The organism is Paenarthrobacter sp. PAE-2, assembly GCF_026013155.1.
Classification (GTDB): domain Bacteria; phylum Actinomycetota; class Actinomycetes; order Actinomycetales; family Micrococcaceae; genus Arthrobacter; species Arthrobacter ureafaciens.
The window spans coordinates 47,833-71,387 of sequence record NZ_JAPDNV010000001.1 but is presented as its reverse complement, the minus strand read 5'-3'; the positions used below and the strand labels follow the sequence as shown (position 1 = coordinate 71,387).

Here is a 23,555-nt window from a genome sequence, read left to right as displayed (position 1 = left end):
CCTAGTTCTCTGCGCCGGCAGTGCTGCGGACCGGGATGGTGGAGGCGATGAGTACGGCGCCCTTTTCCTCATGGGTTGCCGGACGGATCTGGCCGCGCTCGGGAACAAACGCGATGGAGTCGTCCTTCTGGTTGGGGGCGTTGACGAAGGAACGGAAACGGCGGAGGCGCTCCGGATCCTTCAGGGTCTCGGCCCATTCGTCCTCGTAGGTGTCGATGTGCTTGGCCATGGCTGCCTCAAGCTCTGCGGCGATGCCAAGGGAGTCGTGAACCACCACGTCCTCAACGTGCTTCAGCCCGCCGTCGAGCTCTTCCTGCCACCGGGCGGTGCGCTGGAGGCGGTCCGCAGTGCGGATGTAGTACATAAGGTAGCGGTCGATGTACTTGATGAGTGTGTCGTCGTCCAGGTCCTTGGCCAGCAACTGGGCGTGGGCAGGGGTGGCACCGCCGTTGCCGCCCACATACAGGTTCCAGCCGTCGGCGGTGGCGATCACGCCAACGTCCTTGCCCCGGGCCTCGGCGCATTCACGGGCGCAGCCGGAGACGCCCATTTTCAGCTTGTGCGGGCTGCGGAGGCCGCGGTACCGCAGTTCCAGCGCGATGGCCATCTGCACGGAGTCCTGGACGCCGAAGCGGCACCAGGTGGAACCGACGCAGGACTTCACCGTGCGCAGGCTCTTGCCGTATGCCTGGCCGGACTCGAAACCGGCATCCACCAGTTCCTTCCAGATATCGGGAAGCTGCTCCAGGCGTGCACCGAACATGTCGATGCGCTGTCCGCCGGTGATTTTCGTGTAGAGGCCGTACTTCTCGGCAACAGCGGCGATGACGCCGAGGCCCTTGGGGGTGATCTCGCCGCCTGCGATGCGCGGAACCACCGAGTACGTGCCGTCCTTCTGCATGTTGGCCAAGGCCCGGTCATTGGTGTCCTGCAGAGTGCCGCGGCCGGCATCGAGCACGTACGCGGAGTGCTGGCTGGCGAGGATGGAGGCGATGGTCGGCTTGCAGATATCACAGCCTTCACCCGCGCCGTACTTGGCCATGATGTCCTCGAAGGAGGTCAGCTCCAGGACACGGATGGTCTCGAACAGTTCCTGGCGGGAAAGGCTGATGTGCTCACACAAGGCCTTGGAGACCTCGATGCCGGACTTCTTCAGTTCACCTTCCAGGAGTTTCTTGAGCATCGGCACGCAGGAACCGCACTGGGTACCGGCGCGGGTGCAGCCCTTCAAGCCGCCCAGTTCCTGGACGGGGGCGTTTCCTTCGCAGCTGCCGCAGCCGTTGATGGCGTCACGGATGGAACCTGCGGCCACGTTGTTGCAGGAGCACAGGATCGCATCATCCGGCAGCTCGGTCTCGGGAGCTTCGCCGCCGCCGGCTGCGCTCAAGTAGGCGCCGGGCTCGGCGGGCAGTTCCCGGCCGAGCAAGGGGCGCAGGCTCATGTACGGGGAGGCGTCGCCCACGAAGATGCCGCCCAGGAGGGTCTTGGCATCATCGGTGGTCACGATCTTCTGGTAGACACCCCGGGCGGGGTCGGCGTAGACGATTTCCAAAGCATGCTCGGTCTTGGCGAAGGCATCACCGAAGCTGGCCACATCCACACCGGAGAGCTTGAGCTTGGTGGCCGTGTCGAAGCCCGGGAACGTCGCCTCGCCGCCGTGCAGCCGGTCGGCCACGATCTCCGCCATGGTGTTGGCCGGGGCTACCAGGCCAAGGCACATGCCGCCGAAGTTCGCTACCTCGCCAATGGCCCAGATGTTGTCCACTTCGGTGGCGCAGAAGTCGTTGATGACCACGCCGCCGCGCTGGCCCAGGCTGAAGAGCTGCTCCTCGCCTTCGGCTGCGCGGAAAAGGTCGTCGCGGGGCTTCACGCCGATTGCCACGATCACCAGGTCGGCAGGGATGGTGCGGCCGTCCGCCATCAGCACCCCGGTGACCTGGCCGTCGTCGTCGGTCAGTACCTCGGACGGGAACACGCCGCCGTGGACTTCAAAGCCCTTGGCCTCGATCAACCTGCCGAGGGCCTGGCCGGCGCCTTCGTCCAGCTGGGTGTTCATGAGCCATGGGGAGCCGTTGATGACGATCGGGTTGGCGCCCAGCTGCTCGGTGCCGGCAGCGGATTCCAGTCCCAACAGGCCGCCGCCGATCGTCACGGCGTTGACCCTGCGGCCGAGCTTGGCTCCCAGGTCCGCGATGGCCTTGTTGATGGCCCAGACGTCCTCGAGGGTGCGGTAAACGTGGGTGTGCTCAGCGCCGGGGATGGGGAGCCGCGCTGCGTCCGAGCCGGAAGCGACCACCAGTTCGTCGTATTCGTATTTGTTGCCCGATGCGGTGAGGACGCTCTTGGCTTCAGCGTCGATCTTGACGGCGCGCTCGCCGGTCTTGAGCGTCAGGGCCGGGTGGTCCCACATGGACGCCTCGCCCAAGGTAAGGTCCACGCCGGTCTCGGTCAGCGCCTTGCTCAACGCCACGCGGTCATAGGGGAGGTGGGCTTCCTCGGTGAGGACGGTAACCTGCCAGCCTTCGAGACCGCGGTTGTACATGGCATCGGCAAAGCGGTGGGCTGCAGGGCCGCCTCCGACAACGACGATGCGGCGCGGGTTCTCTGTGCTTGAAGTGTGTCCGGTCACTGGTGGGCCTTTCGCAAATGTCGCAGACGGATCTCCGCAACTTGTGAATTCAGCCTAGGGACGGGCAGTTTCACTTCAGTTTCCCTTTTGTTTCGTGATCTTAACTTCTGCATCACGAACGCATTTCGCAGGGTGTGAGGTCTCTTTTACCCATCGGACACAATGCGGGACTCCGGCTGAAACAGTGGCGTCCTAGCTTTGGAGAGTGGCCGCAGGCGTGGCCCGGTCCGGGGGAGTGACGGTGGAAAGTGCCAGCACCCGGACACTGTGAGAGGGGTTGACATGACCGTAATTCTTGACCGTGCAGAGGACCTGGCCACCACCGGCACATGGCACCGCGTGTGCCCGCTGGATGAGCTTGAGCCGGCGTGGGGCGAGGCAGCACTGATCGACGGCCGCCAGGTAGCGCTGTTCCGTACGGCGCCCGGTGAGGTCTACGCCGTCGTGCAGCAGGACCCCGCCACGTTCGCCAACGTCATGGCACGCGGCATCATCGGTTCCCGGGGCAGCCGGCCCACCATTGCCTCGCCGCTGCACAAGGAGGTCTACGACCTCGAAACCGGCGAGTGCTTCACCAACCCGGAACTGAAACTGGCAACCTTCGCCACGCGCGTCGTTGACGGTTACATCGAGGTTGAACTCTAGAGTCCCAGCGCTTCGCGGACATCCTTGAGGACGTTATCCAGGGATGTCCGCGCTGCCTGGCGGGCAGCAGGAAGTTCCGCCGCCGACTCCACAGCCTGGATGACCTCCAGGTAACACTTCAGTTTTGGCTCCGTGCCGCTGGGCCGGATGATCACGCGGCTGTGGCCCCGCGTCAGGTACAGCAGGCCGTCGGTGGGCGGCAGGGCTTCGCTGCCTTCGGCAAGGTCCGTAAAGACCTCGACGGCGGAACCCCCGAACGCTTCAGGCGGGTTGACCCGCAAGCGGTTCATCATGGCATCCAGCAAACCGAGGTCTGCCACGCGGATGCTCAACTGGTCGCTCGCATGCAGTCCGTGCACAAGGTACAGCTCATCGAGGGTGTCAAAAACGGTCTTGCCTTCAGCCTTGGCAGCGGCGGCCATCTCCGCGATCAACACGGCTGCGGAGATTCCGTCCTTGTCCCGGACCAGGTCCGGCGCGACGCAGTAGCCGAGCGCTTCCTCGTACCCGTAAAGCAAGCCCGGAACACGCGAGATCCACTTGAAACCGGTCAGTGTTTCCTGGTGGGCGTAGCCGGCGGTGGCGGCGATGCGGGAGAGCAGCCTGGAGGAGACGATCGAGTTGGCGAAGACTCCCTCGGCTCCATCGTCGCCGGCCTTTGCGGACTCGCCGGCCTTGGCGGCAAGCCGGGCCACCGTGTGCGCTCCCAGGAGGGCGCCCACCTCATCGCCGCGCAGCATGCGCCAAGCCTCGGTGGCAGGGTCCAGCGCGGCAACCGCGGCACGGTCGGCGTCGGGGTCGTTGGCCAGCACGATGTCCGCGCCCAGCTCTTCGGCGGCAGCCAGCGCCAGGTCCAACGCGCCCGGTTCCTCAGGGTTGGGGAACGCGACAGTGGGGAAGTCGGGGTCGGGGCGGGCCTGCTCTGCCACGAGCGTGACGTCATCGAAGCCTGCTGCCTTCAGGACCGAAACGGCAGTGTCACCACCCACGCCATGCATGGGAGTCAGGACGATCTTGAGGTCGCGGGCCGGGAAGTGCACCCTGTCCACCAGCCCGGCGACGGCGTCTTCGTAGTCCGCAGCGATCGATTCCGGTAGCACCGTCCATCCGTCCCCGGCCAGAACAATCGAGGACAGCGGACCCACGGCATCGATTTTCGCCGCGATTTCAGCGTCGTACGGCGCGACGATCTGTGCTCCCCGGCCGCTTTCCGGCACTGCATGCCGTCCCAGGTACACCTTGTAACCGTTGTCCTGCGGAGGGTTGTGGCTGGCTGTGACCATCACGCCGCCGTCGCAATCCAGGGCGCGGACCGCATAGGCGAGGATCGGCGTCGGGAGCGCTGCCGGCATGAGGAACGCCTCGATGCCGGCGGCAGCGAAGATGGCTGCCGTCTCCCGGGCGAAGATGTCGGAGTTGTGGCGGGCATCGAAACCGACGACGGCGCGCGGCCGGGTTCCCGGCGAAGCAGCACCAACCGCGTCAACCAGGAAGGCTGCCAACCCTGCGGCGGCACGGCGTACCACCACGCGATTCATGCGGTTCGGTCCTGGCCCGAGCGCTGCACGGAGGCCGGCCGTGCCGAACTGCAGTGTGCCGCTGAAGCTGTCTCCGAGCTCTTGCGCCGCCACCGCGTCACCTTCGGAAGCGAGGGTGAGCAGGTCGCGGAGCGTCGCGGAGGTGGCAGGATCCGGGTCCTCGTCAGCCCACTGGCGGGCGTCGCGGATCAGCTGTTCAAGTGCGGCATCGCTCGAGGTCATAAGCACAAAACTATCCTCAATCCGGCCCTGACAGGCAACGAGGGGTGAGATCCCGGCATTACGGGGGGTCGTAAATGCCGGGATCTCACCCCTCAGCACAAACTAGAGAGCCCGCGACCGCACCGCGAACGCCGCTTCGCCCTCCGTGCTAAAGACGGAGGCGCCCACGTGGTCCCAATCCGGGAAGAAGGCATCAGTGAAAACAGCCTGGCCGTCCTGGGCGAATACCTCCACAGACGACGTATCCAGGAGGATCCGCAGGCGCACCTTGCCCTCAGCAGGGCGGACGGTCACCTGGTGGTAGGGACTGAACTTCTCGGAGAAGTTGCTGGTTCCGGCGTTCGAGCGGTCCACCTTGAGCGTGCCGGAGTCCTTCTCATACGAGATCCGCAGGCCGGCTTTGGCATCAGCGGAGTGCCGGAGCAGGATTCCTGCTTCCCTGGCCGTGCCGAGGTCCAGTTCGAGGTCCATGAGCTGCGTCCGCCCGGCGAAGTCCGTCCCAAGATCTTCGATTCCGGAGGACACGGTGAGGTTCCTGCTCTTTTCCTCACCGCGCTCCAAGACCTCCCGTGCTGCGGCCGCGATGCCGGAGCGCAGTTCGAACCGCTTTTCGCCGCGCACCAAGGTCAACTCGCGCGGAATCGCCATGGCACCGCGCCACGGTGTGGTGGGAACGTGCTGGGCGTAGTCCCAGTTGCCCATCCAGCCGAGCAGAACCGGCTTGCCGCCGGGAGCTCCGGAAATGGAGTTCGCAGCGTAGTAGTCGGCGCCGTAGTCCAGCCATTGCGATTCCTGCAGCGGGGCATCGGGTGCGGCGGCGTCCTCAGCGGTAAACCGTGTGCCGTCGAATTCGCCCACAAAGTACTGCATGCCCGATCCTCCGGCAATACCGCCGGGGTTGATGCTGAGCAGCATGACCCACTTCTTGGCCGTGGAGCCTTCGACGCTCATCTGAAGGAGTTCGGGCACTTCCCACAGGCCGCCCTGTGCTCCGACACCGGAGAAGTCGCTCAGGAAGTCCCAGTGCAGGAGATCGGTGGACTTGAACAGTTTGACGACCTGCGCGTCGGCCACCACGGTGGTCATGACCCAGTAGCGGCCAGGCTCGTACCAGGTGACTTTGGGATCGCGGAAGTTGTTGTTGGTGGGCTCAAGGTTCAACACGGGGTTGCCGCGGTGCTTTTGCCAGGTGGTTCCGCCGTCGGTGCTGTACGCGGCCGACTGCGCCTGCGCTCCCTGGGGAAGCGCCCCGTTCTTGCCGTAGGCGCTGGTGTAGAGGGCCACCAGGGGCGGGTTCTGTGCGGAGCCAAGGCCGGAGGCGTTGTTGGTATCCACCACGATGCAGCCGGAGAAGATTTCCTCGTCCACGCTGGCCTCCAAGGCCACAGGCTGCTGTTCCCAATGCACCAGGTCTTTGCTGGTGGAGTGGCCCCAGGACATGTTGCCCCACGAGTTTCCGCGCGGGTTGTACTGGTAGAAGGCGTGGTAGGTGCCGTCGTGGTACACCAGGCCGTTGGGGTCGTTGAGCCAGTTCCTTTCGGCTGTCAGGTGGACCGCCGGGCGCCACGGATCCGAAGCGGACGGCCTGGGACCGCGGGAGGCGGGGACCGGCGTCGGGCTTTCATTGCCGCGCGGAGGCGTGCACGAGGCGGCCGCGAAGGACACCACGACGGCGGCGCTTGCCGCCAGCAGGTTGCGGCGGGACAGGTGATGGCTGGGAAAAGTCATGGGGAAGATCCTGGGGTTGGGGGGTGGCTGGTGTGCCCGGAGGTGGTGGTCCGGGCACACCAGCCGTGGCTCATGGCCGGTCTTGCCGGCCGGTGGCCGGTGTTACTTGTAGAGGCCTTCGCCGCCCACGCGCTTGTTGGTGGGCAGGTAGCCGAACGGGCCGAGGCCGTTCTTGCCGAAGCTGCGGTCCACCTGCGTCACGCCGGCCTTGAAGTTCATCTTCACGGTGGGGGACAGGGAGCCGCCGCGGACGCCGTCCACGTTGTCGATGAACGACTGCACCAGGCCGCCCGGCTGAACGTAGTGCGAGTACGCCTGGAACTGCCGGCCGTTCTGGCGCGGGTCCGGACCTTCGGGCGCGTTGGCGGGCATGTTCAGGTCCGTGGGGGAACCCAAAGCCAAGCCGCTGTTGTTAACCGGCTGGTAGTCGGAGCGGACGCCGTCGCCGACGAAGCCGTAGACGCCATCGGGGCCGCGCATTCCGTCTGCGTAGGTGAACTGGTGGCTGATGGTGAACAGGTAGTACTTGTTCTTGCCGTTCTCGTTCTGGATGTAGATCTGCGGGCGCTCAGTCTGGTCGTTGACGCAGTTGGCGGACAGGATCGGCGGCAGGAAGCTCCACTTGGTGAGGTCCTTGTTGTCCGCCACAGCCAGTCCGACGTTCGCGGTCTGGTACCAGGCGCCGGTGGTGCTGTTCACCTGGTCCACGGTTTCTGCGTGGGGATCGCCCGGGCGGTAGCCGAGGTCTTCCTGCTTGCACTTGTACGCGCCGCGGTTGCCGCCGGTGTTGCCTTCGAACACCATGAAGGTCTTGCCGGGGTGTGCCGGGTCGGCGAAGGTGTACGGATCACGGAAGGCGAAGCCCGGGTTCTGGGCTTTGTTCTGGTAGAGCTTTCCGTCCGGCTCAAGCAGCTTCGTGTGCTGGAAGCCGTCGAACGTCACGCCGTCCTTGGTGGCGTGGATGTTCCCCAGCGCCTTGGCGATGACGGCGTCGGGAGCAATTCCGCCGCCGCCGGCGTTCCGTTCAGCCACATCGTAGAAGGTGGTGGCCGTGTAGAAGACGTTGATCTTGTTGCCCTGCATCAGGCGCGTGGAGCCGGACCATTCGGTGTTGCCGATGGACGTGTTGTCCAGGAACAGGTGTCCGCCGTAGTTCCACTTGTCCTTGGCGGGGTCGGCGTTGGTCTTGCGGAAGAAGTAGCCGATCCGGGCGTTCCAGTGGCGCTGGTCGAAACCATAGCCGGCGTGGCGGTCGGCGACCAGCGAGAAGATGACGTCCCAGCCCTTGTAGCTGATCTGGTTGGCATTCTCGTCAGTCAGGGACCAGGTGTCCCAGACCCACACGTCGTCGTTCATGGCGGGGAAGTCCTTGGGGATTTCCGGCATGGTGACGTTGGGGCTCATGGAGTTCTGTCCCGGAGCAACGTTGGGGTTGCTCTGCGCCATGATCTGCTTGGCGTCGGCGCGGGTCCACTTGGACGTAAAGTCGGCTGCCGGATCGTAGGCCTGCTGCGTGTGGACGGACGGCAGCGGGAAACCGGGGGTGGGCGCCGGCATGGTGCTCGACGGCGGATCGGCAGGGAGGTTGGCCTGTGCGGCAGGCGTTACCAGCAGGATGCTGCCAGCAACGCTTGCCGCCGCTGCGACGGCGGCTGCCTTTCGCAAACGGCGGCGCGGCCGTAACGGGCTTGGGTGCGTGTTCATGCTTGCTCTTCTCGCGGAGTGTTGGACTTCGTGGAGGCAAGGATTCCCTTGATGAGGGAGTCCTCAGCCGAGGCGTCCGTCGATCCGCTGGTGGCGTCATCGAGGGACGCCATCGTTTCGAGGTGCGGCGGGCCGGATTCGGTGACCGCCGGAGTTGTCCCGGCACGTCGACTTACCGGAACTGTCTCCACGCTAAACACGTGTGAGGCGCGAGTGCAAAGCCTGTTTCTTCCTCCCGAAGGCGGCGGTGGCGCTGGTGGTGCAAGCGCTTACATTGCCAACACGCGCGCGTGCCACGGATGAAGATGAGGAATCAAATGTTGCGTCTTAAAGCAGATTTATTCCGGGACTTTCCTGACCCCAATCACCCAACTGAGTCGCAGCAGTGCGCGTTTTGAACGTTCTAAACGCGCAGTAATGCGACCCAGTTGGGTGCCTACTGCAGATTTATTGGGGGTCCGCTACAGCTTCGCGATGATCCCCGCCAGCAAGGTCGATATCCGCTTGCCCGCCGCTTCGCCCGCTTCCAGGACTTCGGCGTGGCTCAGGGGCACGGGGCTGATGCCCGCGGCGAGGTTGGTCACCAGTGAGATGCCGAAGACCTCCATGCCGGCGTGCCGTCCCGCGATGGCTTCCAAGGCCGTGGACATGCCCACAAGGTCGGCGCCGATGCGCTTGGCGTACTGGACCTCGGCCGGCGTCTCGTAGTGCGGTCCGGTGAACTGTGCGTAGACGCCTTCCTGCAGGGAGGGATCCACTTCACGGGCCAGGTCGCGGAGCCGTGCGGAGTAGAGGTCGGTGAGGTCCACGAAGGTGGCGCCCTCCAAGGGAGATGTGGCGGTGAGGTTGATGTGGTCGCTGATCAGTACGGGTGTGCCGGGCTTCCAGTCCTCATTGAGTCCGCCGCAACCATTGGTAAGGACCAGTGTCTTGCACCCCGCGGCTGCTGCTGTCCGAACGCCGTGGACGACGGACCGGACGCCCCGGCCCTCGTAAAAGTGCGTCCGTGCGCCCAGGACCAGTGCGCGCTTGCCCTCGGTGGTGAGGACCGAGCGGATGGTGCCCACATGGCCAACTACGGCGGGCTTGTGGAAGCCGGGAACCTCCGAGGCGTTCAACGTGGCGGTGGTCTCGCCGATCAGGTTGGCGGCCTCAGCCCAACCGGAGCCCAAAACCAGGGCGACGTCGTGGGACTCGACGCCGGTCTCGGACGCGATGTAGTCGGCGGCGGCTTTGGCGGCTTCGAAGGGGTCTGTGTTCATCAGCTCAGTGTTACTCACTGGTACAAGCTACCTTGCGCGCGCGCCAAACCGGTAGGGACGCGTCCGGCCTCATCGGAGGCCGCCATGGAGGGTGAGGCTGGGCTGACTGGCAGCATGGGCATGGATACGCGAGAATTGGGAATTGTGACCACCCAAGTTGATTTCAGTTCCCCCCGAATCGCGATCCTGGGAGGTGGTCCCGGCGGATACGAAGCTGCCATGGTGGCTGCCTCCCTCGGTGCGAAAGTCACCATCATCGAGCGGGCCGGCCTCGGCGGCTCTGCGGTGCTGACCGACGTCGTGCCCTCCAAGACCCTCATCGCCACCGCAGACCTGATGACGCGTGTCAGCGAAGCCGATGAGCTGGGCGTCAAGTTTGACGATTCCGCGTCCAAGCCGCATGCAGACCTCAAGCACATCAATGACCGCGTCCTGAACCTTGCGCGGGGCCAGTCCAACGACATCCGTGCAGGCCTTGAGCGCCTGGGCGTTGACATCGTCATTGGATCCGGAAAGCTGCTGGACAACAACACCATTGAGGTCCTCACCCTTGAGGGCACGCGCACCATCGAGGCAGACGCCATCCTCCTGGCCGTCGGCGCCCACCCCCGCGAACTTCCAACGGCAAAGCCCGACGGCGAGCGCATCCTGAACTGGGCACAGATCTACAACCTGGATGAACTCCCCGAGGAACTGATCGTGGTGGGTTCCGGTGTTACGGGCGCCGAGTTCGCGTCTGCGTACAACGGCCTGGGTTCCAAGGTCACGCTGATCTCCAGCCGCGACCAGGTCCTCCCGGGCGAGGACACCGATGCCGCCAAGCTCCTTGAAGGTGTTTTTGAACGTCGCGGCGTGCGCGTCCTGTCCCGTTCCCGGGCCAATGCGGTTGAGCGGACGGACGACGGCGTGAAGGTCATCTTGGGTGACGGATCGGAAGTGACAGGCTCCCACTGCTTGGTCTGTGTTGGTTCCATTCCGAACACCGCGGGGATCGGGCTGGAAGAAGCCGGCGTGGCCGTGACGGAGTCCGGGCATATCAAGGTTGACGGTGTTTCCCGCACCACAGCCCCCAACATCTACGCTGCCGGCGACTGCACGGGCGTGTTCGCTTTGGCTTCCGTCGCCGCGATGCAGGGCAGGATCGCCATTGCCCACTTCATGGGTGACGGCGTGAAGCCCCTCAAGCTCAACCAGGTGGCTTCCAATATCTTCACGTCCCCGGAGATCGCCTCCGTGGGTGTGTCCGAGGCGGATCTTGCGTCCGGCAAGTACCAGGGCGATGTTGTGATGTTGTCCCTGCTGAGCAATGCCCGTGCCAAGATGCGCAACACCAAGGATGGCTTCGTCAAGATCATCGCCCGCAAGGGTTCCGGCACTGTCATTGGCGGCGTTGTGGTGGGGCCGAACGCCTCCGAGCTGATTTTCCCGATCTCCGTGGCCGTGGCGCAGAAGCTCCACGTCGACGACGTCGCCAGCACTTTCACGGTGTACCCGTCGCTGACCGGATCCATCTCGGAAGCCGCCCGGCGCCTGCACGTACACATGTAGCCGGCGGCGGGCCAGGCTCAGGCAGCCGCCGCCTGGAAGTGCTTCTCGATGAGGCCCTTGATGTCATCGTGGCAGCCGCCGCATCCGGTTCCGGCACGGGTGGCCTTGGAAACCTCGGCCACGGTGGAGCAACCGTCCTCCACAGAATCCCCGATGCTGGCGGCGCTGACTCCTGCACACCGGCACACCGTGCGTTGGGGGTCGTTGCTGTTGGCGTTGGCCCCGTCCAGCTGGTCAGGTCCATCCAGGCGCAGCAGCAGCGAGCGGTCCGCCGGGAGTTCCGAGGCACGCTCGAAAAGCACCACGAGCTCGGCCGCGGTCCGGGGCATTCCGACGGCGACGAGCCCTTCCAGCACTCCGCCGCGAGTGGTCATCTTGACGTAGCGTCCGTGTTCCGGATCCGCCCATTGCGACACTTGCCGACGGGCGCGTCCGGCCACGGCCCCGGCTTCGAGGAGTTCGTCATCCCAGGGATCGGCCTGGTTGTCTCCGGCCAGGGCCAGGTTGATGCCACGGGCCTTCAGGACAATAACACCCGGTTTCTCGGTGGCGAGCGGTTCAAGGGCATCGGCTGCCTCCTGACCGTCGCGTGCCAGGACCAGCAGGTAGTCGGCCAACCACTCCGCCTGGCGCCACCCCGGTCCCACCAGGCCGGAAGGACCGCCGGCTGTCCGGCACTCAACGCAGGAAGCATCAGGGCAGCGCACTTCCGCGCAGTCGCCGATGGCGAACATGTGGGGCTCGTGATACGTGCGCAGATGGTGGTCAACCAGGATTCCCGTGCCGACCGGAAGGCCGCAGCCCTCGGCCAGTCCGATGCGCGGACGGACGCCGCAGGACAAAACCAGGAGGTCGCCGTCGATCGCGGAGCCGTCGTCCAGGAGCAAGGCTGAGAACGAACCGTCAGGACCAGACGTTTCCACTGCGGTTGAGCGCGCATTGCCGGCCATGCGGACGCCGCTGGCCCCAGGCTGTTGGTCAGGACCGATCCGCTGCCGCGGTCGATGCTGCGGCCCAGGGGGAAGGGGCCGTTGTGCACCACCGTGGCCTGCGCCCCTTCTTCCGAGGCAGCGAGGGCCGTCTCCAGGCCGAGCACGCCGCCGCCGAGGACTACCACCCGCTTGCGTCCGGCCACAGCTGCCCGGAGGACGGCGGCGTCATTGAGGTCCCGGAGGGTGATCACGCCCGGGGGCAGTACCGGCCCGGCAGGATCCGGGTTCAAACCTGTCAGGTTGGGGATGACGGGCCGTGATCCTGTCGCGAAGACCAGCCGGTCATAGTGTTCGGCGGAGCCGTCCGAGAGCACGACGTGCTGCCGGGCCCGGTCGATCCGGCGGACCTTGGTACCCAGGCGGACCTGCACTCCGGCAGCCTCCAGCTCCGCGGCGTCGGCCATTGCCAGTGCCTCCACTGAAGTACGTCCCACGCCCAGTTCAGCCACCATCACGCGGTTGTAGGCAGCTTCTGCCTCCTGCCCAACAACCAGCAGTTGCACCAGGCCGGAGCGGACGGCAGGAACCAGTTCCTCCACCAACCTCGCGGCCACGGGGCCGAATCCAACAACAACAATGCGCTCGCTCATGAAGCCTCCTTGGAGTGCAAGGGCAGTCCCGCATCCGCAAGGACCGCGGGAACCGGGGTGGACGCTGCCCGCCGGACCCATACCCGGCTGGTCTTGAATTCCGGCATGCCGGAGATGGGGTCGGTCGCGGCCTCCGTGAGCCGGTTGGCGTTCTCCTGGCCGGGGAAGTGGAACGGCAGGAACACGGTGTCGGGCCGCACGGCGTTGCTCAGTTCGGCGCGGCACAGCACTTCGCCGCGCTCGTTGGTCACGGTGGCGTAGTCGCCGTCGGTGATCCCGCGTGAAGCAGCCGTCGCAGGATGGATCAGCAGCCGGACCTGGGGTTGGGCCGCCAACAGCTCCGCAACGCGGCGGGTCTGGGCGCCGGACTGGTAGTGCTCCAGGAGGCGGCCGGTTGCCAGGGCCAGCGAGTCATCCGCAAACGAGCGAACGGCCCGTTTGGACGGAGTTACCGGGACCATCACGGCCCGGCCATCCGCATGGGCAAAACGGTCGGTGAACAGCCGAGGCGTGCCATTGCTGCCCACGGGGTAGGGCCAGTACGCAGCCTCGCCGCGGTCCAGCATGGCGTAGTCGATCCCGGAGTAGTCGGCCAGCCCGCCGGCAGAGGCCTGGCGGAGTTCGCTAAACACCGTCTCGGGGTCGTCGCTGAACGTTGAAGGAGCCTGGAGCAATTCAGCCAGCCGGGCCATGAGCCACAGCTCGCTGCGGACGCCCGGGGGAGGGGTCAGCGCGCGCCGGCGCCGGATGACCCGCCCCTCGAGGTTGGTCAGGGTGCCTTCTTCTTCCGCCCACTGGGTCACGGGAAGCACCAGATCGGCTTCCAAAGCCGTCTCCGACATGAAGAAATCGCACACGACCAGGAAGTCGAGGGCACGCAGCCCGGCAGTGACGGCATTGGTGTCGGGCGCCGAAACCACCACGTTGGCGCCATGCACAAAAAGGCACCGGACGCCGTCGGGCTTTCCCAACGATTTAAGAAGTTCGACGGCGGGCAGGCCGGGTCCGGGGATCAGCGACTCATCGATGCCCCACACCCGGGCGACGTGGGCACGGGCGGCGGGGTCGGTGATTTTGCGGTAGCCGGGAAGCTGGTCTGCCTTCTGGCCGTGTTCCCGGCCGCCCTGGCCGTTGCCCTGCCCGGTGAGGGTGCCGTAGCCGCTGCGGGCCGAGCCGGGCAGGCCCAACAGCAGGCTGAGGTTGATGGCGGCCGTGGCGGTGTCAGTACCATCGACGTGCTGTTCCACGCCCCGGCCGCTAAGGATGTAGCTGCCTCCGGCACGTGCGCCCTGTGCCAGCCGCCGGGCGGTCTCGCGTATAAGGTTGGCCGGAACTCCGGTGATCGTTTGGACGCGCTCCGGCCAGAAAGCGTTCAAGCTGCGCACCACGGAGGCGTAGCCGGAGGTCTTCTCCTCCACGAAGGCCGAATCCACGAGGCCTTCATGGACCACCACGTGGCTGATGCCCAAAAGGAGGGCCAAATCGGTACCGGGCGTCGGCTGCAAATGGAGGCCGCCGCCGTCGGACGTGAACGCGGCAGTCGCCGAGCGGCGGGGGTCCACCACAATCAAGCCGCCCGCGTCCCGTGCGCCCTGGAGGTGCTGGACGAACGGAGGCATGGTTTCGGCGACGTTGGAGCCGAGCATCAGGATGACGGACGCGGAATCAAGGTCGGCCACCGGGAACGGCAGCCCCCGGTCTACGCCGAACGCGCGGTTACCGGCAGCCGCTGCGGAGGACATGCAGAACCGGCCGTTGTAATCGATCCGTGAGGTGCGGAGGGCCAGGCGGGCGAACTTGCCCAGCATGTAGGCCTTCTCGTTGGTGAGGCCGCCCCCGCCGAAGACTCCTACGGCGTCGTTCCCGTACTGCCGCTGCGTATCCTTCACGGCAGCCACGATCAGCGCCAGGGCCTGCTCCCAGGAGATGGGCTGGTGGACGCCGTCGGACCCTTTCAGCAGCGGTTCCGTGACCCTGCCGTTGTGGTTCAACAACGACGCCGATGTCCAGCCTTTGCGGCACAGCCCCCCACGGTTGGTGGGAAAGTCGCGTCCGGAAACGTCAAGGGGCGCGGTGGGCTTGGCAGGCGCTGCGGCGGGTGCGGGCGCTGCCCCCGCCCCGTGGTCCGGGGCAGGGGTCAGCGTCATGGCGCACTGGAGCGCGCAGTAGGGGCAGTGGGTATCGGCGCCGTTGGGCATCTAGATGTGTCCGATCATGTTGCGCTTCCGGGCGGGACGGATGTAGCAGGCCCAGCACACGGTGAGCATCAGGACGTACGCTGCGACGAATCCGTAGAAAGCCGGGGTGTAGGAACCGGAAGCGGTATTGGAGGCATTGAGCACCTGGGGGATCACGAATCCGCCGTAGGCGCCGATCGCGGAGATCAGGCCCAGGGACGAGGCCGCGAGCCGGGCGGTTTCAGCGCTGCCGGCGCCGGAACGGGCGGCCCGGCTGGAGGTCGCGAAGATGACCGGGATCATCCGGTACGTGGCGCCGTTTCCGAAACCGCTGGAGACAAAGAGCAGGAGGAACAGGCCCAGGAAGAGCCAGAAGTTCTTCAGCGGCAGCGTCCAGATCATGGTGAGCGTGATGACGGCCATGGATGCGAACGCCGTGATGCTCATCCGGGCTCCACCCATCCGGTCGGCCATCCGGCCGCCGTAGGGACGGGCCAGGGAGCCGACCAACGGACCGAGGAACGCCAGGGACAGCGCCACCGCTCCGACGTGGATGGAGGAGAACTCCGGGAAGTAGTCCTTGATGAGCTTGGGGAAGACGCCTGCGAAACCGATGAACGAACCGAAGGTGCCAATGTAGAGGAACGCCATGATCCACAGATGCGGTTCCTTCAGCGCCGCAACGGATCCGGCAATGTCCCCCTTGGCGCTGGTGAGGTTGTCCATGTACTTCCAGGCACCGAACGCCGCGACGAGGATCAGGGGGATCCAGATAAGGCCGGCCATGGGGAGGTTGACGGTTCCGGCGGCCAGTACCGTGACGGCGATGGGAACAACCAACTGCGCGACGGCGGCACCCAGGTTTCCGCCGGCGGCGTTCAGGCCCAGCGCCCAGCCCTTCTCGCGGGCGGGGTAGAAGAAGGTGATGTTCGCCATCGAGCTGGCGAAGTTGCCGCCACCGAAGCCTGCGAGGGCTGCCACGAGGAGCATGACCCCGAACGGCGTTTCCGGGTTGGAGACGCACATGGCCAGGCCCGAGGCGGGGATGAGGAGGAGCAGGGCCGAAACGATGGTCCAGTTCCGTCCGCCGAACTTGGGAACCATGAACGTGTAGGGGATGCGGAGGGTGGCTCCTACCAGGCTGGGGATGGAGATGAGCCAGAAGATTTGGTTGGTGTCGAAAGCGAAGCCGGCGGCGGGAAGCTGGACGACCACGATCGACCAGAGCTGCCAGACAACAAAGCCGAGGAATTCGGCGAAGATGGACCAGTACAGGTTGCGCTTGGCGATGGACCGGCCTTCGGCCTCCCACTGCTCCTTGTTCTCGGCATCCCAGTTGGCGATCCAGCGGCCGGGGCGGTGTTCAAGGGCGGGGGTGGTGGTCGCAGTGGACTGGTGGGGTGCCAGTTCTGCGGTGCGGTCAACAGTCACGGGAGTGCCTCCTTGGTGGGGGACGTTGTGCTTCCAAGGTAGGTTTCGCGCATTTCGCGGACCGTCGCCCTTTGTAAACGTGCTGTGACATTTCCCTATCTGCGGCATCACGGCTGCGTGAGACGATGGTGAGGTTGTGGCGCGGCCCACAGGGTGAGATTTTCCAGCCTGTCCGAATCGCGGACATGATTGTCCAGTCGATGGACTGCGGGAACTATTATTGAACTCTCAAATACGCCTTCGCCGGCAGCCGCCTGGTGCGTGGCCGGCGTGAACGAAAGCTGCATTTACATGTCTTCCACCGCTACATCCCAGGGAAGCGGGTCCACTGCACCGGTGAACTCGCGGGGACGGGTGATCGTTGCCAGCCTCATCGGCACGACCATCGAGTTCTACGACTTCTACGTCTACGCCACAGCCGCAGTGCTGGTCTTCCCCAGCCTGTTCTTCCCGAACCTGAATGCCACCACTCAGCTCCTGAGCTCCTTTGCCGTCTTCGGCGTGGCCTTCGTAGCGCGTCCGCTCGGCTCCATCGTGTTCGGCCACTTCGGTGACAAGTTCGGCCGCAAGGGAACACTCGTGGCGTCCCTGCTCACCATGGGCATCGCCACGTTCCTGATCGGTTGCCTCCCCACGGCCGAAGTCCCCGGGTGGACCATCCTGGCTCCGGCGCTGCTGGTGGTCATGCGCTTCGCACAAGGCCTTGCGCTGGGCGGAGAGTGGAGCGGTGCCGCCCTGCTGGCCACCGAGAACGCACCCGCCAACAAGCGCGCCATCTACGGCACCTTCCCCCAGCTGGGAGCCCCGATCGGCTTCATCCTGGCCAACGTCATCTTCCTGGTGTTCAGCTACACCCTGTCCCCGGAGGCCTTTGCGGCATGGGGCTGGCGCGTGCCGTTCCTGCTCAGCGCCGTCATGGTGATCATCGGACTCTACGTCCGGCTCAAGCTCATCGAAACCCCCGCCTTCACCAAAGTGGTGGAGTCCAACGAAGTGGCCAAGCTGCCCATCGGCCGCGTTTTCAAGAGCAGCTGGCGCGAACTGATCCTTGGCACGTTCATCATGTTGGCCACCTACGTGCTCTTCTACCTGATGACCACGTTCACGCTCACCTATGGCACCAAGCCCACCCTCGAAGGCGCCCAAGCGGCTGCGGAGAAGGCCGGCAAGCCCATGACCGAAGCCGCAGCCGCGGCATTCATCCCGGGCCTCGGCTACACCCGCAACGACTTCCTGTGGATGCTGATTGCCGGCGTCGTGTTCTTCGGCATCTTCACCCTCGTGGCAGGACCGCTCGCCGAAAAGTTCGGCCGCCGCAAGATGCTCATGGCCGTGACGGCCGGCATCCTCCTCTTCGGCCTGCTCTTCGTTCCGCTCTTCAGCGGAGGGTTCGTGGGAACCATGGGACTGCTGATCATTGGCTTCACCCTGATGGGCCTGACCTTCGGACCAATGGGTGCGCTCCTGCCGGAACTGTTCCCCACCAACGTCCGTTACACGGGCTCGGCAGTCAGCTACAACGTCTCCAGCATCCTGGGTGCGGCCGTGGCCCCGTTCATTGCCGTGTGGCTCTGGGAACTCGGCGATGGCAGCACGTTCTGGGTAGGTGTCTACCTGAGCATCATGTCCGTCCTCACGCTCATCGCGCTCTTCCTGTCCAAGGAAACGCGGGACACGGACTACGAAAACAACGTCGCCTAAGCAGCCCAATGACGACGCCGGCCCCGCACCGTTTGGTGCGGGGCCGGCGTCGTCATGGGGGTACTTGCCGTTAGTCCTCGATGGTGGCGATGACGGCACCCGCTGAAACGGTCTCGCCCGCCGAAGCCGTCAGGCCGCGGACGGTTCCGGCCTTGTGGGCGGTGAGGGGCTGTTCCATCTTCATGGCTTCGAGGACCACGATCAGGTCTCCCTCGGCCACGACGTCGCCCTCGGCAGCGGCGATCTTGACGATCGTTCCCTGCATGGGGGAGGTCAGCGCGGTGCCGCCGGCCACCGCGGCGGAAGCGCCGGCGGAGCGTGAACGCTTCTTCGACTTGCCGGCCTTGGCCTTGGTTCCGGCTCCGGAAGCAGCTGCCATTCCGGCGCCGAGGCCCGAAGGCAGGACGACTTCAAGGCGCTTGCCGCCTACCTCGACGACGACGCGCTGGCGATCACCGGCGTCGGAGGTTTCCGCATCCGTGCCGGTCGGCTGCCACGCCGGAATGTTGTTGACGAACTCGGTCTCGATCCAGCGGGTGTGGACCTTGAAGGGTCCTTCTGCCGGGGCGAAGTCGGGGTCGGTCACAACGGCGAGATCGAAAGGAATGACGGTGGGAATGCCGTCCACCACCATCTCCTCGAGGGCGCGGCGGGAGCGCTGGAGTGCCTGTTCGCGGCTGGAACCGGTGACGATGAGCTTGGACAGCATCGAGTCGAAGTTGCCGCTGATGACATCACCCTCTTCCACGCCCGAATCCACGCGGATACCGGGGCCGGTGGGGTTCTTCAACGTGCTGATGGTGCCGGGCGCGGGCATGAAGTTGCGGCCCGGGTCCTCGCCGGTGATGCGGAACTCGAAGGAGTGGCCGCGGACTTCGGGGTCCTCGTAACCGAGGGCTTCGCCGCGGGCGATGCGGAACTGCTCACGGACCAGGTCGATGCCCGTGACTTCCTCGGAGACACAGTGCTCAACCTGGAGGCGGGTGTTCACCTCGAGGAAGGAGATGGTGCCGTCCTGGCCCACCAGGAACTCGCAGGTGCCGGCGCCCAGGTAATGGGCTTCCTTCAGGATGGCCTTGGAGGATTCGTAAAGGCGCTTGTTCTGCTCTTCGGTGAGGTACGGAGCCGGGGCCTCTTCCACGAGCTTCTGGTTGCGGCGCTGCAGGGAGCAGTCGCGGGTGGAGACCACAACAACATTGCCGTAGGCATCGGCCAGGCACTGGGTTTCGACGTGGCGGGGCGCGTCCAGGAACCGCTCGATGAAGCACTCACCGCGGCCGAAGGCTGCGACGGCTTCACGGACGGCGGACTCGTACAGTTCCGGAATCTCTTCCATGGTCCGGGCTACCTTGATGCCGCGGCCACCGCCACCGAACGCTGCCTTGATGGCTACGGGCAGGCCGAACTCCTCGGCGAACTTGAGGATCTCATCGGCATCCTTGACGGGGTCTGCCGTGCCGGGGACCAGCGGGGCTCCGACCTTCTCCGCGATGTGGCGTGCCTGGACCTTGTCACCCAGGGCAGAGATGGCCTCGGGGGAGGGGCCGATCCACGTGATGCCGGCCTCGATCACCTTGGCGGCGAATTCGGCGTTCTCGGCCAGGAAGCCGTAGCCGGGGTGGATGCCGTCGGCGCCAGCCTGCTTGGCGACGTCGATGATCTTGTCCATCACCAGGTACGACTCGGCAGCCGTGTTGCCACCCAGCGCATACGCCTCGTCGGCAAGGCGGACGTGCAGGGCATCGCGGTCCGGGTCTGCGTAGACGGCTACGGAGGCAATGCCTTCGTCCCGGGCGGCTCGGATGATGCGGACCGCGATTTCGCCACGGTTGGCAATCAAGACCTTGGTAAGAGGGCTGGAAATGGGCTGCGCCGGGTTAGCTGACAAGTTGTTGACTCCTTCTGTCCTTCAGGGAGCCTAGCGCGATTGTGAGGGTTCCGCCCATATTGATGGCGGATTCCGTGTGTGAAGCACTGTTCCTTTGTAGGGTTGCTACAAAGCCGGGTTCGAGCCGGGTACAGCCCACAGTTCGGTGATTCCCACATTCGCGTGGCTGAGCAGCTCGCGGAGCGTGGAGATGGAAAGCCCGACGACGGCGTGCGGGTCGCCGTCGACCTTGCGGATAAAGGCTCCGCCAAGGCCGTCGATGGTGAATGAGCCCGCGCAGTGGAGCGGTTCACCGGTGGCAATGTAGGCGTCGATGTCTTGGTAGGACATCTCGGCGAAGTGTACTTCCGCGCTGGAGACGGCACCCAAAGTGGCGCCGGTCCCGGTGGCGGGCTCGTCGTCGTCGACGTCGGCGGCAGTCTCCCGGCAGTCCACCAGCCAGTGCCCCGTGTGGAGGACCCCTTTGGAGCCGCTCATGCGCAGCATTCGTTCGCGGGCAACCTCGGCGGTGTATGGCTTGCCGTGCGATTCGCCGTCGAACTCGAAGACCGAGTCGCAGCCGATCACCAGGGCGCCGTCCGCCTCGGGGAGCGCCGCTACGGCCTCTGCCTTGGCCCGGGCGAGCAGCAGTGCGGTGTCGTGGGGATCAGTGACGCCGTACCTGGCCTGCACCGCGTCCTCATCCACGTCCGACACCAGGATGTCGTGCTGGATGCCCGCTTCGGCAAGCAGCTTGGTGCGGGCAGGGGACTGGGAAGCAAGGATCAATCGGGTCACGCCACCAAGCCTAATACCCCCGCCGCCCCCCGATGCTCTATCACTTCCCACCCCTAAACGCCGGTTGCTCTATCACTTCCCGCCCCCAAGCGCCCGATGCTCTATCACTTCCTTCAGGCAAGCGATAGAGCATCGGGGATATCCGGTGGTTATGTGATAGAGGAACCGGGGGTGTGGGTGGTGACGTGATAGGGGGTTAGTGGACGAGCTCCGCCGAGCCGGCTTTCGGACGGTCGCTGCGGTTCAGCTTGGCGCCCTCTACGTCGACGTCCGGCAGCAGGCGGTCCAGCCACTTCGGCAGCCACCAGGCCTTCTCGCCGAGCAGGTACATGATCGCGGGCACGATCGTCATGCGGACAACGAACGCGTCAATCAGCACGCCGAAGGCCATGGCGAAACCGAGCGGGCGGACCATGGTGAGGTGGCTGAAGATGAAGCCCGAGAACACGCTCACCATGATGATCGCGGCGGCCGTCACTACGGCAGCTGCGTGGCTGAAACCGGTCCGTACGGCGTGCCGGGCGTCTTCACCGTGCATGTAGGATTCCCGCATGCCCGAGGTGATGAACACCTGGTAATCCATGGCCAGGCCGAACAGCACGCCGATCAGGATGATGGGCAGGAAGCTCAGCACGGCACCAGGATTGGCGACGTCGAAGATTCCGCCGAGCCAGCCCCACTGGTAAACAGCCACGACGGCGCCAAACGCTGCGGCCAGCGACAACAGGAAGCCGCCCGTGGCCAGCAGCGGCACCACGATTGAGCGGAAGACCAGCAGCAGGAGGATCAGGGACAGCCCGACGACGATCGCCAGGTACGGCGGCAGGGCGGCACCGAGTTTCTCGGAGACGTCCACGTTGCCCGCGGTCTGGCCGGTCAAACCGATGGAAACCCCGGTGTCCTCGCGGATCTGGGCGCCCTTTTCACGGAGGTCCGAGACCACTTTCACGGTGCTGGCGCTTGCCGGGCCTTCCTTGGGAATGACCTGGTAGACCGCGGTGCTGCGGTCCTCACTCAGGGCAAACGGCACGGCAGCAACCACGTTCTCGACGCTGCGCAACTGCTCCGCGACATCGAACTGCTTGTTTTTCGCATCGTTTTCGCTGAGCCCGGCGGGCAGTTCGCCAACCACGATGATCGGGCCGGTCACGCCTTCGCCGAAACTATCGCGCGTCAGGTCGTACGCCTTGTAGGCCTGGGAGTCCACAGGTTCGGACCCGCCGTCGGGCAGTGCCAGCCGCAGCTGCGAAGCGGGCAGTGCAACTGCCCCGAGCAGTACCACGCTGAGAATCAGCGCGACCCACGGATAGCGGGTGACCAAGCCACCCCAACCGCTCGTGCTGCGCTTCTCGTCCAGGTCGCGGTCGGCAGCTTCATGGCCCGGTTCGGCGTTGTGCCGGGCGGCCTTTGCCCAAGCCCGCTTGGAGATAAGCCGGCGGCCGATCAGGCTCAGGACGGCGGGTGTCAGGGTCAGGGCAACGACGACGGCGACGGCTACAGTCGCTGCTGCTGCCACACCGAGGATTGCCAGGAACGGCAGCCCGGGAATGACCAGGGCGGCGAGGGCGATGATGACTGTCAGGCCCGCAAACATGACGGCGTTGCCCGAGGTGCCCGTGGCCAAAGCGACGGATTCCTCGCCATCCATGCCGGCCAGCAGCTGGTTGCGGTGCCGGTTGACAATGAACAGCGAGTAGTCGATGCCCACGGCCAGGCCCAGCATGAGCGCGAGCATGGGGGAGATGGAGCTCATGTCGATCACGCCGGTCAGCGCGAACGTGCCACCGACGCCCACGGCCACGCCGATCAACGCCATGATCAGGGGCAGGCCCGCAGCGATGAGCGTGCCGAGCATCAGGATCAGGACCAGTGCGGCAACCGCGACACCAACGATTTCCGCCACGCCGAAGATCTGCGAAACGTCTTCGGTGATGTCCTTGCTGGCATAGGCAGTCACGCCTGCTGAGGAGACCCCGTGGACGATGTCCTGTACTTCCTGCCGGACGGCGGGCGGGACGGCGTTGATGGACGTCTTGAACTGGATCTGCGCGATTGCTGCCTTGTTGTCGCTGGAAACAAAGCGCAATCCTTCAGAGGCTTGCGCCTCCCGCTTGCCGAGGGCCAGCGCGGCGGCGCCGTCGGCAGCTTCCTTGGCTCCGGCGTCGAGCTTCTCCTTGCCTGCCGCGAGCTCGGCACGCCGGGGAGCCAGCTGTGCCTCGATCTGCGCCGGCGGCAATCCGGCCGCCGCAAGCTGCTGTTCGGCCGCGGCCAGCTGCTCTTCGCCTGCCGCAATCTGTGCGCGGGAAGCGTCCAGTTGGGCCTTGCCTGCTGCAGCCTGGGCTTCGCCCTCGGAGATCTTGGCGGCTGCCTGGTCCAACTGTTCCTGCGTGGTGAAGGGGTTGACCACGGACTGGACGTCGGGGAGTTTTTCGAGTTGGGCCAGGGCGTCGGCCACAGCGTCCTTGCCCGCTTGGTCGAAACCTGAAGCGCCTGCCTCGAACGCCACGCTTGCGGACCCGCCCGACGCGTCAGGGAGTGCTTCCTTCAGCTTGTCAGCCATCTGCTGGGTTTCGGTGCCCGGGATGGTGAAGTTGTTGGACATGGTGCCGTGGAACGCGGCGGCAGAGCCGCCCACAGCGACCAAAACGGCCAGCCATAGTGAGATGACCAGCCAACGGCGGCGGTAGGAAAACCGGCCGAGTCGGTAGAGGAACGATGCCATG

General features: G+C 65.4%; 14 protein-coding genes and 1 pseudogene. 3 read left to right on the top strand and 12 right to left on the bottom strand.

Translation table 11 applies throughout. The features are described from left to right. Nucleotide 1 precedes the first annotated feature (1 nt). Entirely contained in the window at nt 2-2,629 is a 2,628-nt protein-coding gene (nirB, locus tag OCL88_RS00215) for a nitrite reductase large subunit NirB (RefSeq protein WP_264961187.1), read from the bottom strand. Nucleotides 2,630-2,911: 282 nt separating this feature from the next. Here nirB and nirD point away from each other — a divergent pair, with 282 nt between their 5' ends. Further along, complete coding sequence (gene nirD / locus OCL88_RS00210) at nt 2,912-3,274, top strand: nitrite reductase small subunit NirD (protein WP_069694760.1); 363 nt, start codon at nt 2,912-2,914, stop codon at nt 3,272-3,274. On the opposite strand, the gene OCL88_RS00205 is transcribed toward nirD, so the two are convergent. The 5 genes from OCL88_RS00205 to OCL88_RS00185 form a co-directional block, all read right to left on the bottom strand. Further along, nucleotides 3,271-5,034 (bottom strand): phospho-sugar mutase, encoded by a 1,764-nt coding sequence (locus OCL88_RS00205; protein ID WP_264961186.1) that lies wholly within the window; start codon nt 5,032-5,034, stop codon nt 3,271-3,273. The genes nirD and OCL88_RS00205 overlap by 4 nt on opposite strands. A 102-nt stretch (nt 5,035-5,136) precedes the next feature. Continuing rightward, nucleotides 5,137-6,762 carry a glycoside hydrolase family 32 protein gene (locus OCL88_RS00200; RefSeq protein ID WP_264961185.1) on the bottom strand — a complete coding sequence of 542 codons (1,626 nt, stop codon included), beginning with the start codon at nt 6,760-6,762 and terminating at the stop codon, nt 5,137-5,139. Between the two features lie 102 nt (nt 6,763-6,864). Next, entirely contained in the window at nt 6,865-8,466 is a 1,602-nt protein-coding gene (locus OCL88_RS00195; RefSeq protein ID WP_166185280.1) for a glycoside hydrolase family 68 protein, read from the bottom strand. Continuing rightward, nucleotides 8,463-8,657: a hypothetical protein gene (locus tag OCL88_RS00190; RefSeq protein WP_139126740.1), complete on the bottom strand. Its 195-nt coding sequence runs from the start codon at nt 8,655-8,657 to the stop codon at nt 8,463-8,465. Before OCL88_RS00190 ends, OCL88_RS00195 begins: the two co-directional genes overlap by 4 nt. Before the next feature lie 270 nt (nt 8,658-8,927). Next, entirely contained in the window at nt 8,928-9,728 is an 801-nt protein-coding gene (locus OCL88_RS00185) for a purine-nucleoside phosphorylase (RefSeq protein WP_264961184.1), read from the bottom strand. Nucleotides 9,729-9,872: 144 nt separating this feature from the next. Between OCL88_RS00185 and OCL88_RS00180 the strand changes: the two genes are divergently transcribed. Next, nucleotides 9,873-11,276 (top strand): NAD(P)H-quinone dehydrogenase, encoded by a 1,404-nt coding sequence (locus OCL88_RS00180; protein ID WP_264961183.1) that lies wholly within the window; start codon nt 9,873-9,875, stop codon nt 11,274-11,276. Nucleotides 11,277-11,293: 17 nt separating this feature from the next. Here OCL88_RS00180 and OCL88_RS00175 read toward each other — a convergent pair. The 3 genes and pseudogenes from OCL88_RS00175 to OCL88_RS00165 all read right to left on the bottom strand — a co-directional run bounded on the left by OCL88_RS00175 (nt 11,294) and on the right by OCL88_RS00165 (nt 16,466). Beyond that, nucleotides 11,294-12,858 (bottom strand): annotated as a pseudogene (locus tag OCL88_RS00175) (FAD-dependent oxidoreductase). After that, nucleotides 12,855-15,056, bottom strand: coding sequence for a molybdopterin oxidoreductase family protein (locus OCL88_RS00170; protein ID WP_264961182.1), 2,202 nt, complete (start codon nt 15,054-15,056; stop codon nt 12,855-12,857). The pseudogene OCL88_RS00175 and the gene OCL88_RS00170 overlap by 4 nt, the downstream one beginning before the upstream one ends. Next, nucleotides 15,057-16,466, bottom strand: coding sequence for an MFS transporter (locus OCL88_RS00165; RefSeq protein WP_264961181.1), 1,410 nt, complete (start codon nt 16,464-16,466; stop codon nt 15,057-15,059). Nucleotides 16,467-16,757: 291 nt separating this feature from the next. Here OCL88_RS00165 and OCL88_RS00160 point away from each other — a divergent pair, with 291 nt between their 5' ends. Beyond that, complete coding sequence (locus OCL88_RS00160) at nt 16,758-18,167, top strand: MFS transporter (RefSeq protein ID WP_021471410.1); 1,410 nt, start codon at nt 16,758-16,760, stop codon at nt 18,165-18,167. Between the two features lie 70 nt (nt 18,168-18,237). Here OCL88_RS00160 and OCL88_RS00155 read toward each other — a convergent pair whose 3' ends face one another. The 3 genes from OCL88_RS00155 to OCL88_RS00145 form a co-directional block, all read right to left on the bottom strand. Further along, complete coding sequence (locus OCL88_RS00155; protein WP_264961180.1) at nt 18,238-20,055, bottom strand: acetyl/propionyl/methylcrotonyl-CoA carboxylase subunit alpha; 1,818 nt, start codon at nt 20,053-20,055, stop codon at nt 18,238-18,240. 105 nt (nt 20,056-20,160) lie between these two features. Continuing rightward, nucleotides 20,161-20,832 carry a Maf family protein gene (locus tag OCL88_RS00150; protein ID WP_264961179.1) on the bottom strand — a complete coding sequence of 224 codons (672 nt, stop codon included), beginning with the start codon at nt 20,830-20,832 and terminating at the stop codon, nt 20,161-20,163. A gap of 196 nt (nt 20,833-21,028) precedes the next feature. Then, on the bottom strand, nt 21,029-23,554 hold the full coding sequence (locus OCL88_RS00145; RefSeq protein WP_264961178.1) for an MMPL family transporter: 2,526 nt from the start codon (nt 23,552-23,554) through the stop codon (nt 21,029-21,031). Between the last annotated feature and the right edge of the window lies 1 nt (nt 23,555).

Bases quoted from the DNA above. Each gene is read 5' to 3' on its own strand.
- nirD (WP_069694760.1), top strand. From the start codon at position 2,912: ATGACCGTAATTCTTGACCGTGCAGAGGACCTGGCCACCACCGGCACA.
- OCL88_RS00200 (WP_264961185.1), bottom strand. From the start codon at position 6,762: ATGACTTTTCCCAGCCATCACCTGTCCCGCCGCAACCTGCTGGCGGCA.
- OCL88_RS00195 (WP_166185280.1), bottom strand. From the start codon at position 8,466: ATGAACACGCACCCAAGCCCGTTACGGCCGCGCCGCCGTTTGCGAAAG.
- OCL88_RS00170 (WP_264961182.1), bottom strand. From the start codon at position 15,056: ATGCCCAACGGCGCCGATACCCACTGCCCCTACTGCGCGCTCCAGTGC.
- OCL88_RS00185 (WP_264961184.1), bottom strand. From the start codon at position 9,728: ATGAACACAGACCCCTTCGAAGCCGCCAAAGCCGCCGCCGACTACATC.
- OCL88_RS00205 (WP_264961186.1), bottom strand. From the start codon at position 5,034: ATGACCTCGAGCGATGCCGCACTTGAACAGCTGATCCGCGACGCCCGC.
- OCL88_RS00145 (WP_264961178.1), bottom strand. From the start codon at position 23,554: ATGGCATCGTTCCTCTACCGACTCGGCCGGTTTTCCTACCGCCGCCGT.
- OCL88_RS00160 (WP_021471410.1), top strand. From the start codon at position 16,758: ATGTCTTCCACCGCTACATCCCAGGGAAGCGGGTCCACTGCACCGGTG.